General features: G+C 52.2%; 15 protein-coding genes. All 15 read right to left on the bottom strand.

Features of this window, described 5'->3' with window-relative positions:
- Positions 1 to 24 precede the first annotated feature (24 nt).
- Positions 25 to 501: a YaiI/YqxD family protein gene (locus MHH82_RS09240; protein ID WP_096773049.1), complete on the bottom strand. Its 477-nt coding sequence runs from the start codon at positions 499 to 501 to the stop codon at positions 25 to 27.
- A gap of 213 nt (positions 502 to 714) precedes the next feature.
- Positions 715 to 2,790: a glycine--tRNA ligase subunit beta gene (gene glyS / locus MHH82_RS09235; RefSeq protein ID WP_340965352.1), complete on the bottom strand. Its 2,076-nt coding sequence runs from the start codon at positions 2,788 to 2,790 to the stop codon at positions 715 to 717.
- Complete coding sequence (gene glyQ / locus MHH82_RS09230; RefSeq protein WP_015734204.1) at positions 2,783 to 3,670, bottom strand: glycine--tRNA ligase subunit alpha; 888 nt, start codon at positions 3,668 to 3,670, stop codon at positions 2,783 to 2,785. Before glyQ ends, glyS begins: the two co-directional genes overlap by 8 nt.
- Positions 3,671 to 4,040: 370 nt before the next feature.
- Positions 4,041 to 4,796, bottom strand: coding sequence for a DNA repair protein RecO (recO, locus tag MHH82_RS09225; protein ID WP_340965349.1), 756 nt, complete (start codon positions 4,794 to 4,796; stop codon positions 4,041 to 4,043).
- A 36-nt stretch (positions 4,797 to 4,832) separates the two neighbouring features.
- Positions 4,833 to 4,973: a YqzL family protein gene (locus MHH82_RS09220; protein WP_009590824.1), complete on the bottom strand. Its 141-nt coding sequence runs from the start codon at positions 4,971 to 4,973 to the stop codon at positions 4,833 to 4,835.
- Between the two features lie 138 nt (positions 4,974 to 5,111).
- On the bottom strand, positions 5,112 to 6,014 hold the full coding sequence (era, locus tag MHH82_RS09215) for a GTPase Era (protein WP_015734202.1): 903 nt from the start codon (positions 6,012 to 6,014) through the stop codon (positions 5,112 to 5,114).
- A 72-nt stretch (positions 6,015 to 6,086) separates the two neighbouring features.
- Positions 6,087 to 6,494, bottom strand: a complete 408-nt coding sequence (cdd, locus tag MHH82_RS09210) for a cytidine deaminase (RefSeq protein ID WP_009590810.1) — start codon at positions 6,492 to 6,494, stop codon at positions 6,087 to 6,089.
- A gap of 21 nt (positions 6,495 to 6,515) precedes the next feature.
- Positions 6,516 to 6,899, bottom strand: coding sequence for a diacylglycerol kinase family protein (locus tag MHH82_RS09205; RefSeq protein ID WP_340965345.1), 384 nt, complete (start codon positions 6,897 to 6,899; stop codon positions 6,516 to 6,518).
- Positions 6,899 to 7,396, bottom strand: a complete 498-nt coding sequence (gene ybeY, locus MHH82_RS09200) for an rRNA maturation RNase YbeY (protein ID WP_036666062.1) — start codon at positions 7,394 to 7,396, stop codon at positions 6,899 to 6,901. Before ybeY ends, MHH82_RS09205 begins: the two co-directional genes overlap by 1 nt.
- Positions 7,397 to 7,398: 2 nt before the next feature.
- Complete coding sequence (locus MHH82_RS09195) at positions 7,399 to 9,699, bottom strand: HD family phosphohydrolase (RefSeq protein WP_036666063.1); 2,301 nt, start codon at positions 9,697 to 9,699, stop codon at positions 7,399 to 7,401.
- 14 nt (positions 9,700 to 9,713) lie between these two features.
- Positions 9,714 to 10,685, bottom strand: coding sequence for a PhoH family protein (locus tag MHH82_RS09190; protein ID WP_009590792.1), 972 nt, complete (start codon positions 10,683 to 10,685; stop codon positions 9,714 to 9,716).
- A 6-nt stretch (positions 10,686 to 10,691) separates the two neighbouring features.
- Positions 10,692 to 11,885: a sporulation protein YqfD gene (yqfD, locus tag MHH82_RS09185; protein ID WP_340965340.1), complete on the bottom strand. Its 1,194-nt coding sequence runs from the start codon at positions 11,883 to 11,885 to the stop codon at positions 10,692 to 10,694.
- Complete coding sequence (yqfC, locus tag MHH82_RS09180) at positions 11,882 to 12,175, bottom strand: sporulation protein YqfC (RefSeq protein WP_009590797.1); 294 nt, start codon at positions 12,173 to 12,175, stop codon at positions 11,882 to 11,884. The genes yqfD and yqfC overlap by 4 nt, the downstream gene beginning before the upstream one ends.
- A 202-nt stretch (positions 12,176 to 12,377) precedes the next feature.
- The gene (locus MHH82_RS09175; protein WP_340965336.1) at positions 12,378 to 12,956 is read right to left on the bottom strand and encodes a hypothetical protein; all 579 of its coding nucleotides are present in this window, start codon (positions 12,954 to 12,956) and stop codon (positions 12,378 to 12,380) included.
- 21 nt (positions 12,957 to 12,977) lie between these two features.
- The gene (gene floA, locus MHH82_RS09170; RefSeq protein WP_036666067.1) at positions 12,978 to 13,985 is read right to left on the bottom strand and encodes a flotillin-like protein FloA; all 1,008 of its coding nucleotides are present in this window, start codon (positions 13,983 to 13,985) and stop codon (positions 12,978 to 12,980) included.
- Positions 13,986 to 14,056 lie beyond the last annotated feature (71 nt).

The raw sequence follows: 14,056 nt of genomic DNA, 5'->3' as shown, positions 1-14,056 counted from the left end.
CTTTTGGCACGTAAATAGTATTCGCTACGGGTGGACATTCTCCTGCAATTCACGCAAAAGTTTTGTCAGTTTATGTTGAAAAAACCTCCGGTCTTCGTCAAGCAGTTTCTTGGGCCCTTTGCCATACCTTCCTTGTTTCCTCGCCTTCGCCTGATGGTGACGGGAATCCAGCATGAAATCGATATCCGTATTATGGAAAATACGGCCGCGAAAGGAGATCACGTGGCATGATTTGGCAAGCGCAAGCGCAGCCAGTCCATAATCCTGCGTCACCACGATATCCCCCCTGGATATGTGGTTGGCGATGTAGAGGTCCGCACTTTGATCACTCCGGTCCACCTGGATCGTCGTAACCCCTTCTTCGGCTTGCAGCAGATGATCATAGGAAGAAACAAGCAGCACCGGCACACGGAATGTACGAGCAGTCTCTGCGATTTCCTTCTTGACTGGACAAGCATCCCCGTCAACCACGATCGAAATGGAGCTTTCGTTCATACGCATCACCGGCTCTTATCTTAATCTTGGGTCCTTATTATGCTGTATATTATTATATACGTCTTTGGCCGATTAAAATCCTGCTGCCCAAATAAACAATGACCTTGCCCATGCTTGAATCCGTCCGTTCATAGCGAAAGCGCCATCCCGCGCTGAACCGCGGGCTGTCGCTTTCACTGAACAATACATTATACCATTTGCAAAATCATGCTGTCACTACTACCACACCAATTTCGTGAAATCGGCATACCGCTTCAGATCACCGTCGATTCCAGAGAGCAGCGCGAGGCGATTGGCCCGAACCGCTTCGTCTTCAGCCATCACCATCACCGAATCAAAGAACCCGGTAATCGGCTCCCTTAGTCCACTCAGCAAGGACAGCGAACGTTCGCCGTCCGCTGCCTGCAGCGCGGCATGGTAATCTGCGCGAATCGCGTTCCAAGCTTCATAAAGCTTGTTTTCTTCCGATTCCGTGAACAGTTCGGCGTTGACAGCGGCCTTGCCCGCCTTGGCAGCCAAATTGCTGACCCGGTTGAAGGACTCTACCGTCGTTTTGAAATCCTGGACGCTCTCCACGGCATTCATCAGCGCATGGCCGCGGGATACGACGGACACCACATGATCGAATCCGGCCGTAATGACCGCATCCACCACATCATAACGCTGGTCTTCGGACAACAGCTTCTTCACGCGAAGCCCGAAGAACTCCTTAAGGTCTTTGCGGATTTCGTCCGTCGATCGCTTCAATACGCGAATGTTCTCGTGAACCTCGAGCGCCACGCCGAACACGTCGGATAAAGTCACCGGAAGTTTGTGCTCCAAGATGATCTGAACGATGCCCGCAGCCTGACGCCGGAGTGCGTAAGGATCCTGGGAGCCAGTCGGAATAATGCCGATGGAGAAGCATCCCACGATGGTGTCGATTTTATCCGCGATGCTCACGATGGAACCCACCGTCGTGGAAGGCACCGAATCGCCGGCAAAGCGAGGCTGGTAATGCTCGAACACCGCTTTGGCCACATGCTCCTTCTCACCGGCTTTTCTTGCGTAATCCTCTCCCATAACCCCTTGCAATTCAGGGAATTCATAGACCATCTGCGTCACCAGATCGAATTTGCAAATATCGGCCGCACGGCTCACGGAATCCGCTGCGTCTGCAGAAACGTTAAGCTTCGCGGACAACTGATCCGAAATCCGTCGGATTCTGCGGACTTTATCGCCGATCGTCCCCAGCTCTTCATGGAAAACGATGCTCTCCAGCTTCGACAGGGCATCCTTGATCTGAAGCTTCTGGTCTTCCTCATAGAAGAATTTCGCATCCGATAACCGGGCCCGCAGCACCTTCTCGTTTCCTCTCGCAATCACGTCGAGGGAGCGGCTGTCCCCGCTGCGAACCGTTACGAAATACGGAAGCAATTGTCCCTGCTTATCCAGCACCGGGAAATACCGCTGATGCTCACGCATGGACGTAATCAATACTTCCTGCGGAATATGAAGGAATGAGGAGTCGAACGATCCGTACAGCACGGTTGGAGTCTCAACCAGGAACAATACCTCTTCTAGCAGGTCATCCTTGATCGCGATATTCCAGTCCTTCTCCTGGGCCAGCGCCTGGATTTGCGAAACGATCATCTCCTGGCGCTCATTCACATCGACGATAACATGCTGTTCGCGAAGTACGTCGCGGTAAGCAGATGCTTCCGGAATTACGGCTTCTCCGCCAAGGAAACGATGCCCGCGAGTTACGTTACCGGCCTTCACGCCCGTAATTTCCAGATCTACCGTCTCGCTGCCCAGCATCGCGACCATCCACTTAATCGGACGAACGAATTTGAATTCGTGCGCTCCCCAGCGCATGTTTTTCGGGAATGTCATCGAAGTCAGTATGCCAAGCAACCCTTCGGACAGGATGGACTTCGTATCCACGCCGACGCTATTCTTCGTCACGTAAATATACTCGACTCCGCCGAGCTCCTTAAACATAAAGCTCTCGGGATCAACGCCCTGGCTTTTGGCAAAACCAAGAGCCGCCTTGCTCCACTGCCCGCTGTCATCAAGAGCGATCTTGCGGGAAGGCCCTTTCACTTCCTCGCTGACGTCCTCTTGCTTATCCGCAACGTTCTGAACCCATACCGCCAAGCGGCGCGGGGTAGCAAATGCCGTGACTTCGCCATGCGCGATTCTGGAAGCATCCAGCCATTTGACCAACTTGTCCTGAAGCTGCTCCATCGCGGCGCGCAGAAATCTCGCCGGCACTTCTTCCAGACCGATTTCAAACAATAAATCCTTAGACATGCTCTGCGCCCCCTTTCTTAATCAGCGGGAAGCCCAGCTTCTCGCGCTCCTCCAAATACGTGGCAGCTACCTGACGAGCCAGGTTGCGCACGCGCATGATGTATCCCGTTCTCTCCGTTACGCTGATCGCGCCTCTGGCATCCAGAAGGTTGAACGTGTGCGAGCATTTCAGAACATAGTCATAAGCGGGGAACACCAGATGCTGGTTCATCGCTTTATTCGCTTCTTCCTCGTACATGTTAAACAGCGTAAACAGCATCTTCACGTCGGACACTTCAAAGGTATACTTCGAATGCTCGAATTCCGGCTGATGGAACACGTCTCCGTAGGTAATGCCGTCTACCCACTCCAGATCGAACACGTTCTCTTTATCCTGGATGTAGGATGCAAGGCGCTCCATGCCGTAGGTAATCTCCACAGCCACCGGATTGGCGTCAATGCCGCCAACCTGCTGGAAATACGTAAACTGCGTGATCTCCATACCATCGAGCCATACTTCCCAGCCCAAGCCCCATGCACCGAGCGTTGGCGCTTCCCAGTTGTCCTCGACAAAACGGATGTCATGATCAAGCGGATTGATGCCAAGACGCTTCAGGCTTTCCAAATACAGCTCCTGGATATTGTCAGGCGAAGGTTTGAGAATGACCTGGAATTGGTGATGCTGATATAAACGGTTCGGGTTCTCCCCATAGCGGCCGTCGGCCGGGCGACGGGAAGGCTCAACATAAGCCACGTTCCACGGCTCAGGTCCGATCGAACGCAAATACGTCATCGGGTTCATGGTACCGGCGCCTTTTTCCGTGTCGTACGGCTGCACGATGATGCAATTCTGTTCCGCCCAAAATTGCTGCAGCGTCAAAATCATCTGCTGGAAATTCATGATTTTAGCTCCTTTGTTTTCTTTTTCGAATCCAATCCATCATGCTAACATTTCTCTGTACAACAAAAAGCTCTCGTCCTACGCCTGTTGTACAGACATAGGGACGAGAGCTGTAGCTTCCCGCGGTTCCACCCTACTTGGCCTTGCTTTTGCCGCCGAGTGATCTGACGATCTCCAGCGATAAGCAAAACCCACTTTATCGTTTCACCATGCTCCCGGGTGCCCTGTTCATGAATATCTCCCGCCAGGCTTCCACCGCCCCCGGCTCGCTATCATTGGATCGATTATTCACTACTTTCCCGTTCAATGCATGTCAGTATTCAAAAAACTAATAAACTGATAAATATAATACCTCATTCCATACCTTACGTCAAATGTTGTACTTGTCCATTTGATCCAAAAAGTTTTGCGATTTCAAACGCAGCCCCAGCTGCATATCCATCAACGCTCGCATAACTTTTTTGAGCTCGGCCTTCGTTTCGTCCTTTACGTCTACATTGCCCAGCCGCCTCAGGTTCAGGCGTCCAAACAGGCGCAGCAGCTTCAACGTTCTGGTTGAGATGGCCATCGCCGGCGGATCCAGATGTTTGCAGTAACGGCACAGCACGCCGCCAAGGCGGGGGCTCACCAGCATATCTTCGTCTTTTCTGGATTGATTGCATGAAATGCAAACATCCAGCTCCGGCCCGTACCCTGCCGCCTGCAAAATTTTCATCTCATACAGATTGATGATAATTTGGGGATCCTTATCCTCCTGAAGGGCTTCCAGGCAGGCCTTGAGCTGATGAAACCAAAAAGCGCCCGTCTCCTCATCCTGCAGCACCCGATCCAAGAGCTCGCAGGCATAAGAAGCATAGGCGGCTTTTACAAGGTCCTCCCTGAGCCCGTGGTGAGATTCCATAATCTCGCCGGCGTTCAAGTTGCCAAGCCCGGTACCATTTCGGAAGAACACATATTCTCCATAAGTAAACAGCTGCGTCAGAGCAGCATGACGGCTTTTCACCTTCTTTGCTCCTCTGACCAGCACGCCTACCTTGCCCGATTCTTTGGTGCAAAGTGTAATGATTTTGTTCCCTTCACCGTAGTCCATGCTGCGGATGACAATCCCTTCCGCCCGATATAGCATGCGCTTTCCCCCAACCATTCCTGGAACAACCAATGATTACTCGTCTTCTTCATTCGGGGCCGCCTCGTCTTCAACGGATGCAGCTGCAAGGACCGATTCACCCTCGGCTTCCTTATACAGCAAATACGCATCGACATCTCCAGTCATCGCAAAATACTTCCACGAAAAATCTCGCATTCGTATTCATCCTCTCTTCGGAAATGACGTCTGCATCATCTACGAAAATTAGGATGTGCCTCTAGAGCAGATTTATGAAATGCAATTGTTGGCAGGCGGCAGCCGCGTATGATTTCCCTCGAATTTGAGCCGGCTTCATTATTCCCCGCGGTGAAATCCGAGATCGCGAAGAACGCGTTCTTGATTGCGCCAATCTTTTTTTACTTTAACCCAGAGCTCCAAGAAAATCTTGGACCCCAGCAGCCTTTGAATATCCTGGCGGGCCTGTCTGCCCACTTCTTTAAGCAGCGCCCCCTGCTTGCCGATAATGATGCCCTTCTGGGAATCGCGTTCTACGAAAATAACGGCGGAAATATAGACGGTTCCGTTCTCTTCTACCCGCATGTCCTCGATGGTGACTGCGATGGAATGAGGCACTTCCTCCCTGGTCATGTGCAAAATTTTCTCGCGAATCAGCTCGGCGCATACGAATTGCTCCGGATGATCCGTCACTTGGTCCTCAGGATAGTACTGCGGGCCTGGCGGCAAATACTTCTGGATTTGCTCGAGCAGCGTGTTCACATTGCTGCCGAGCTTCGCGGAAATCGGGACGATCTCTGCAAAATCATGCAGCTTCCGATATTGCTCGATCAGAGGCAGCAGAGCGGGCGGCTCAATCTTGTCGATTTTGTTCATCACCAGGATGATCGGCGTCTTGATCTTCTGCAGCTGCTCGGCGATATACCGGTCTCCCCCGCCGATGCCCTCGGACGCGTCAACCAGGAACAATGCCGCTTCAACCTCACCCAATGTGCTCAAAGCGGTCTGGTTCATATAATCTCCGAGCTTGGACTGACGCTTATGGATGCCCGGCGTATCCAGAAAGACCACTTGGGAATCCGGGGTCGTATAAACGCCATGGATTTTGTTTCTTGTCGTTTGCGGCTTGTCCGACATGATGGCGATTTTTTGGCCGATCACTTGGTTCATCAGCGTCGATTTTCCTACGTTCGGTCTGCCGATAATTGCCACAAAACCGGATTTAAATTGTTTTTTTTGCATACCATGCCTCCGTTACGGTTCCGTATCTGCGTGTTGTGTACTACATGATTCCATACTATATGATTTGGAGTCTTACTGCTTGTTTAAATCCCATGGACCGAACGCCCCCGGCAGCAGTTCGCTGACGGTCGTCTCCTTGATGTCGCCCTTCATGTTGCCCATAATGACCTTCATATCCGGCTTGCACAGCTCCACCAGCACTTGCCGGCATACGCCGCACGGCGTGCACGGGCCGTCCGTATCCGCAACGATGGCGATCGCTTGGAAACTCCCCGCTTCATGACCGTCGGCAATCGCCCGGAACAATGCCGTGCGCTCCGCGCAGTTGGTCGGTCCGTAGGCTGCATTCTCCACGTTGCAGCCCAAATGCACCTGTCCGCGAGAATCCAGCAGGGCCGCTCCCACGCCGAATTTCGAATAAGGTATGTACGCCCGCGTGCGCGCCTTAATCGCTTCTTGCATCAACAAACCTGCATCCATATCTAGTTCCTCCTATATCGTTCAGTTTGTTAAAGTATGTATCCATTCCCATACCGGTTCATAGAAGACCATAATGCCGATCACGATGGCAAAAACCGCTGCAACGAGTGCTGCACCGGCTGCCGTATCCTTAGCCACCCGGGCTAACACATGTTCTTCAGGCGAGACCAGATCGATGATGGCCTCCACCGCAGTATTGACCAGCTCCGCGATGAATACAAGGGAAACCGCCAATACCAAAAATAACCAGCGGATTCGATCCAATTGCAGCAAAGCTGCTGCGATGAACACAATCAAGGCAGCAGCAATGTGGATTTTCATATTGCGTTCCGTTTGTACAGCCGTCAAGATGCCTCGCATGGCGCACCCAAAAGCCCTGTATAACGATTGTCTGTGCGGCTTCACTATCTTGTTAATCCTACTTCGGCTAGTACGGCTTCCTGTTTGCCCATCATTTCGGCTTCGCTTGCCTCATCCTGATGGTCATATCCGAGCAAGTGAAGAAATCCGTGAACAAACAGAAAACCCAGCTCACGCTCCAGGGAGTGACCGTATTCTTCGCTTTGCAGCTTCGCCCGGGGGACCGAAATAATGATATCGCCCAGTACATCCGGCACGCTCTCCAGCTCTTCTCCCTCTTCCAGCTCATAAATGATCTCGAGCTCATCGTTCGTTATTTCATTCATTGCAAAGGAGAGCACGTCGGTCGGACGATCGATTCCCCGGTACTCCCGGTTCAATTCATGGATCCCTTCATCATCAACAAAGGTCAGATCAACCTCGCCATCGGTTACGCCTTCAGCCTCTCCGGCCTTCTGCAGAATCGCTTCAAGCAGGGTGATCAATTCCTCGCTAATCTGAAAATCCTCTTGTTCATTATTCCATGCCAGCTGCAGGCTCATTCTTATACGCTCCTTCTCTGTTCCTCACTTGTTGCGGACGTCTCCGATGCGGTCGAGGCTTCGCCGTTCGGCGCGGACAGTTTGGGACGCTTCACATCCTCCGGATATTCGATCCGGGAATGGAAAATCCCCATCACCGTCTCCTTTAACGTCTTGGCGATGATGTCCAGTTCCTTCATCGTTAAATCGCAATCATTAAACTGATGGTCATCCAGACGCCCCTTGATAATCTTCTCGATCATCGATTCGACCTGTTCGACCGTTGGTTTACGCAATGATCGGACGGCCGCTTCCACGCTGTCGGCGATGCCGACAATCGCAGACTCCTTGGATTGGGCCTTCGGCCCCGGATAGCGGAAATCATCCTCCGTGAAATCCGGCTCGACGCCCTGCTCTTCCGCCTGGCGAACCGCCTTATGATAGAAATAGTGTAAAAACGTGGTGCCATGATGCTGCTCCGCAATATCCCTTATCGGCTTGGGCAGCTTGTACTCCTTGAGCATCTCCACGCCATCCCTTGCATGCGCTACGATAATGGATTTGCTCAGCTTCGGTTCTATGGAATCATGCGGATTCTCCATATTGTTCTGATTCTCGATGAAATAGATCGGGCGCTTGGTTTTTCCGATATCGTGATAATAAGAACCGACGCGGCACAGCAGTCCGTTGGCGCCAATCGCTTCCGCAGCTGCCTCGGATAAGTTACCGACCATGACGCTGTGATGGTATGTGCCCGGCGTCTCTGTCAGCAGTTTACGGAGCAGCGGATGGTTCGGATTCGACAATTCAACCAGCTTCAGCGCCGAGAGGATGCCGAAGGTGACTTCAAAGAACGGCATGAGCCCGATAACCAGGATCGCCGTTAACAGTCCGCCCGCGATGGCAAAACCGATCGAATACAGCGTTTCCGTCGTAGTCCACGTGTCGTTATTGAGCAGCAGCATAATGAACACGATCAAGGCGCCGAAGAGAGAAGCCATGATGCCGCCCTTCAGCATCGTCGACCGCTGGCTCGCGCGGTGGATCGAGAAGATCGCCACGCAGGAAGTCACGGCTGCGAATAACCCGAACTTGAAGTCGAACAGTTCCCCTTGAACGTTCAATATGACGCTTGCCATGATGCTGAAGATAATGACGCTGAAATAGGCAAGCGAGGTCTCCAGCAGCAGGGTAACCAGAATCGCGCCGATCGCGACAGGCGCCAAATACCCCACGTACATCTGGGAATCGCTCTGCAGAAATGCGGTCAAATGCATGGTGATCAGCGTAATGACGTACACCAGGACCAACATCAGCAGTTGCGAGTTGTTGTATTTGAATTTGCCCGGCTCCGACTGCCGGATGAACATCAGTATGCCGAGGGACAGCAAAACGGACAGGAGCAAAACGCCAAGCTCCGGCCAATAGTTGATGTCGTCCTTCAGCAGCCCGTTCTTGCCGAGCAGCTCGTACAGCTCCGGCGTGATGAGCTGACCCTTTGCCACAAGGATGTCCCCTTGTTTGATAAAGACGGGCGGGGTATTCTCGCGAGCTTCAACCTTCGCATTCTTCGTGGCGACCTCGTCATAGAACTTGTTGGCCGTAATCGTTAAACTCGCCAGTTCCTGAACGACTTCCCTGGCGGTCCGATCATTCAACGAGCTGGTGTTCACTCGTTCCGCCACGCGGGTGCGGGCCGTGTCGGCATCCACGATCTCGTTCAGCATCAGCCTGGAAACGATCTCGCGGGCTACGGGCTTCATCTGGATAATATCTTCCGAATTCAACCGCGGTATCTTAATGAACGTTTCCTCGGGAATCCGATAGGTTTGTTCTTCGATGACCCGCTGCATTTCCTGAAGCAGCTCTTTGGAGTAGGCTTCATTCGTGCTGTTGGCCGACACGAAATTTTGCACGAATTCTCTGGCCATCCGCGGAATTTCTTTGCGATAAATCTCCACCTTTTCGGCGGAGCTGATATCCACGTCCTGGTTCAAACGTTCAATACGGTCAAGGATCTGCGTAACCAGAACGTCGTTCCGCAGCGGGACGAGAGGGTAAATCGGCTGGACGTTCTCCGCCGCCGCCTCCTGTGCCTTCAGCGTCGCCTTGCTGTCCTCGATTTGAACGGGCGCCACGATATTCTTTTCGCTTTTCGTATTGACCTGGATGTCATAGCGTTCCGGTAAAAGCTTGGATGCTAGACTGATATAGAAGAGCAAAGCAAGCAGCAGAAACAGAATATAGCGTGTTGCCACGCTATATTTCCATCCGCTGTTTTTACTCCACATGGACTTGTCCGTCGATGGTTCTTTGGAGGCCATTGCGACAATCCCCTTTAATCTTGGTTTTCTGCTGCTTTATCATAAGCGACGATGATTTTTTGTACTAAGGAATGACGTACAACATCCTGTTCGGCAAAATAGACGAATCCGACTTCCTCAATTCCGCTTAATATCGTTTTAGCTTCGATAAGTCCTGATTTTTTCCCCCGCGGCAGGTCAATCTGGGTCACGTCCCCTGTAATGACCATCTTCGAACCGAATCCGAGCCGTGTCAGAAACATCTTCATCTGTTCCGGCGTGGTGTTCTGTGCTTCATCCAAAATAATAAACGAGTCGTCCAGCGTCCGTCCGCGCATGTACGCGAGCGGCGCGATTTCGATCAACCCGCGCTCCAGCGCCTTGGCCGTTTGATCCGGGCCCATGACGTCGTATAAGGCATCGTACAAAGGTCTCAGATAAGGGTCAACCTTCTCTTGCAGGTCTCCGGGCAGGAAGCCCAGGCTCTCTCCGGCCTCCACCGCGGGCCTTGTCAGAATGATTCTTTTGACGGATCCTTCCTTCAGCGCGGCTACGGCCAGAACGACGGCCAAATAGGTCTTCCCTGTTCCGGCAGGACCGATGCCGAATACGATGTCCCGCTTCTTGATGGTGGTCACATAGTGCTTCTGACCGATGGTTTTTACTCGAATAGGCTTACCTTTGAAAGTTGTCGTAATCTCGCCCTTGTACAGATCCAGCAGCTGATCGGCTCTCAGATCCTTGGCAAGTTCTACAGCATAAAGAATATCGCGCTCGGTCAAAATGTAGCCGTTGCGCACAAGCTGGAGCAGCACTTCAAACAGCTGCTGAAGACTCTCCACATTTCGATGTTGTCCCCGAATCGTGATGACGGCTTCCCGTGAATCGATCGTCGCAGGAATCTCTTTTTCGATTAATTTTAGAAATGTATCTTGTGGTCCGAATAAGGACAGACCTTCTGACGCGCTTTGAAGTAAAATTTGAATGCTGGTCGTTTGCTGTGACAAATAGCCTCATTCTCCTTGATCGTATACTATGGGAAGTTCTTTCGCGATGGTCTCTTCCACCTCAAAAAGCACTTTCATATAAACTTTACCATTCTCTTTCTTATCATGCAAAATTTTTTGGCTTACGAATCTTGAATCGGTCCCATATTTCGCCAAAATATCGCGGCGCGCCCCCTCGATTCCCTCTTTTTTGGCTTCATCCTCGGTAATGGTCCGCTGGACCTCGGTGACCTCCATGATTTTTTCCGTCATCCAGCCGAGCGGCAGCACGCGCGTCCTCCAAGTCAGCGGATCATAGAAGGTCAGGGTCTCCTGCTGCGAATACGGGATTTCCCCGTAGCCCCACAACTGAACGGCACGATCCCCGAACACGATATAGGAGCGCTTCTTTCCTTCGCCCGTATAGACCTTATGCGTTTTTACCAACGGAATTTCGATATCGTATTCATGCCATACCAGACCTCTAACTTCCCCCTTGGCTACGACTCTTTCCGAGTTCTCCTCATCCCCAAGAACCCCGGAGATCAGAATGTCGCCCTTCTTCACCCGGCTGTTGATCCCTACTTTAGGAACCCCCTTCTCTGCGTACATGTGAGTAATTACCGCGTCCTGGGTACTGATCAGATGCCTTGGGCTCTGGAGAGGCGGTTTCTCCGGCACGGCTGCCTCGACGATCTGAATGCGTATGCGCGTCCCGTTGCGTTCCACCCCTACCCAAGAGGTTCCCGGAAGACGGACGGTCATATTGCCGGACAGCTTGTCCATCGATTGCAGCTTAAATATCCATTGAAACGGATAAATGCCCTCCTGTTTGGCCGCATCGAGCACATCTTCCGACGCAATCGTTTCATTCCCCTCGACTTCCACGTTCCATACCATGGACGAAAGTGTCAGCAGAATCATAAAAAACGCAACGACGCCGATAACAAAAGCTTTGCGTTTGAACAGACGTCGTGCTTGAAAAGGATAACCAAAACGCTCCTTGATGCGCGTACGGCAGCCTGTCCGTTTTAACAGCGGACGGAGCCCTTTGAAATCTTTCAGCAGCAGCTTAAACTCTGCTGAATGCGCCCCTGTCGGTGTTACATCCCAAACCGGGGTTCCGGCCTCCGCCAATGAATTGATGAATGCTTCCACATGCTCACCGCGAACGGCGAGCTTCAAATATCCTCGAAGATGGATCATCGTCGGAATCTTCACGGTTTCTCCCCCAATCCTATGTATTGAATATTATGAATGGTGCCAATGATGGTCACTTCATGGCTTTGAATGGCCTGAATCGCAAGCCCGGTCCCGGAAATCTCCAAAGAACCCTGCGTTAATGACAACACAAGTCGTTCCTCGGAAAAATGCCGGACTCCGCGATGGTTTTCGATATGCAGCTCTTTATTGCCAATCAGGGTCAACCGCGGTAAATCAAATAACAGGTCCTGTGGCAAATCAAGCATTTCTTGGGTCCATTTCTGCAGCTTGCGGCTGATGCGGGACATATGGAGACTTTCCCCCTTCCTGTACTGTACACCTTATGCCCCAGGCAGCCGTTTTATGAGATGAAAAGTAAAAAGACCGCCCCGTCAAAAATCTGACGAGGCGGTCTCCCGCTTCTATGAATCTAAGAATCTATGAATCGCAGCTAATTTCTAAAAATTTACCCTAACCTATGGCTCTGAACACCTCAGACGCGCCCGCCGTTTACCGGCGAGGATTCATGGAGCGTTTGGCGCGCGGGGGACCCAATATCTCAGCCCACACAATGCCGTTTCGAGCCTGTTCAGCAAGAACCGATCGGCCATTCTTGACCTGTTCCTGATCCTCGTCGTGGATTTCGACAACGGTTTCCGGTATATCGAGTGTCATCCGATTCAGATGGGAGTGGATCCGGTCCAGATCCCTCTGCATCATCTCGATTCGATGATCCATACTGTCGTGGCTCGAACTCATTTCAAGCCTTCGTTTCATTCGGTCAATCTCTTGATGCTCAAGAGAATATCCGTTTCCGGTATCCGCTTCTTCCTCATCGATCCTGTCGATCCGGGGGCTTTCCTGAACAGGTGCCGGACGGGAGACTTGCGGAGCGGTCTGTACCCGTCTTGCTTCAGGCCGCTGTGGCCGCTGCTGCCCCGGTCTTGCAGGACGGTCCCCTTCGCCGCCGAAGGATGGCATACGGGGGTTTTTCCCGTCCTCAGCGTTCTTGCCGCGCTTTCCGAGGGCGGAGATGATGAAGAAGCCTATAACAGCTACAATGTAAAAATTTTCGATTAACCAGCTCACTATAGGCTCACCTCATCGTGGTTACTTGGTTTTGTTGTCTCCGGAGTTGTCATTATTCTCACCCATCTTACCGAAGGAACCTCTCATTTGCGTATCGGCTTCGATATTCTTCAGGTTCATATAATCCATCACGCCCAGCTGGCCGCTGCGAAGCGCTTCGGCCATCGCCAGCGGAACTTGGGATTCCGATTCCACCACGCGCGCTCTCATTTCCACGACGCGGGCCTTCATCTCCTGCTCTTGAGCTACCGCCATGGCACGGCGCTCTTCCGCCTTCGCTTGGGCAATGCGCTTGTCGGCTTCCGCCTGTTCGGTCTGCAGGTAAGCACCGATGTTTTTGCCTACGTCGACGTCCGCGATATCGATGGACAGGATTTCAAACGCAGTGCCCGCATCCAAGCCTTTGGACAGCACGGTTCTTGAGATCGAATCCGGATTCTCCAGCACGTCTTTATGGGAATTACTTGAACCGACCGTGGTTACGATACCTTCGCCGACACGGGCGATGATCGTTTCTTCCCCTGCGCCCCCGACCAAACGGTCGATGTTGGCACGCACGGTCACGCGGGCTTTAACCTTCACTTCAATACCGTCTCTCGCCACGGCTGCTACGACCGGCGTCTCGATCACGCGCGGGTTAACGCTCATTTGAACCGCCTGCAGTACATCGCGTCCGGCAAGATCAATCGCCGCAGCTCTTTCAAACTCAAGCGGTATGTTCGCGCGCTGGGCTGCAATCAAGGCGTTGACCACCCGGTCTACGTTACCTCCGGCCAGATAGTGACTCTCCAGCTGGTTGATATTAAGACCAAGTCCTGCCTTCGTGGCCTTGATGAGCGGATTCACGATCCGACTAGGCGTTACGCGCCGCAGGCGCATGGCCACCAATGTAATAATCCCGATGCGCACGCCGGAAGCGAGCGCCGAGATCCAGAGCATTAACGGGAAGAAACTGAAAAACACGCTAAGCAGGATAATCGCGACAACCCCGATTAGAAGAATCGGTACCAAAGAACCATCCAATTCCATATTCGTTTACCCTCCAATATTGAATATTTGCCTTCATCACGTAGAACGTTTAAACACGGGCTCTTTTAATA

The organism is Bacillus sp. FSL K6-6540 (assembly GCF_038007545.1).
Note: the sequence above shows the minus strand (reverse complement) of the source record. Positions and strands in the feature narration are given on the sequence as shown.

Bases quoted from the DNA above. Each gene is read 5' to 3' on its own strand.
- recO (WP_340965349.1), bottom strand. From the start codon at position 4,796: ATGCTATATCGGGCGGAAGGGATTGTCATCCGCAGCATGGACTACGGT.
- yqfC (WP_009590797.1), bottom strand. From the start codon at position 12,175: ATGTCCCGCATCAGCCGCAAGCTGCAGAAATGGACCCAAGAAATGCTT.
- glyS (WP_340965352.1), bottom strand. From the start codon at position 2,790: ATGTCTAAGGATTTATTGTTTGAAATCGGTCTGGAAGAAGTGCCGGCG.
- MHH82_RS09240 (WP_096773049.1), bottom strand. From the start codon at position 501: ATGCGTATGAACGAAAGCTCCATTTCGATCGTGGTTGACGGGGATGCT.
- cdd (WP_009590810.1), bottom strand. From the start codon at position 6,494: ATGGATGCAGGTTTGTTGATGCAAGAAGCGATTAAGGCGCGCACGCGG.
- ybeY (WP_036666062.1), bottom strand. From the start codon at position 7,396: ATGAGCCTGCAGCTGGCATGGAATAATGAACAAGAGGATTTTCAGATT.
- MHH82_RS09220 (WP_009590824.1), bottom strand. From the start codon at position 4,973: ATGCGAGATTTTTCGTGGAAGTATTTTGCGATGACTGGAGATGTCGAT.
- MHH82_RS09195 (WP_036666063.1), bottom strand. From the start codon at position 9,699: ATGGCCTCCAAAGAACCATCGACGGACAAGTCCATGTGGAGTAAAAAC.
- era (WP_015734202.1), bottom strand. From the start codon at position 6,014: ATGCAAAAAAAACAATTTAAATCCGGTTTTGTGGCAATTATCGGCAGA.
- floA (WP_036666067.1), bottom strand. From the start codon at position 13,985: ATGGAATTGGATGGTTCTTTGGTACCGATTCTTCTAATCGGGGTTGTC.
- glyQ (WP_015734204.1), bottom strand. From the start codon at position 3,670: ATGAATTTCCAGCAGATGATTTTGACGCTGCAGCAATTTTGGGCGGAA.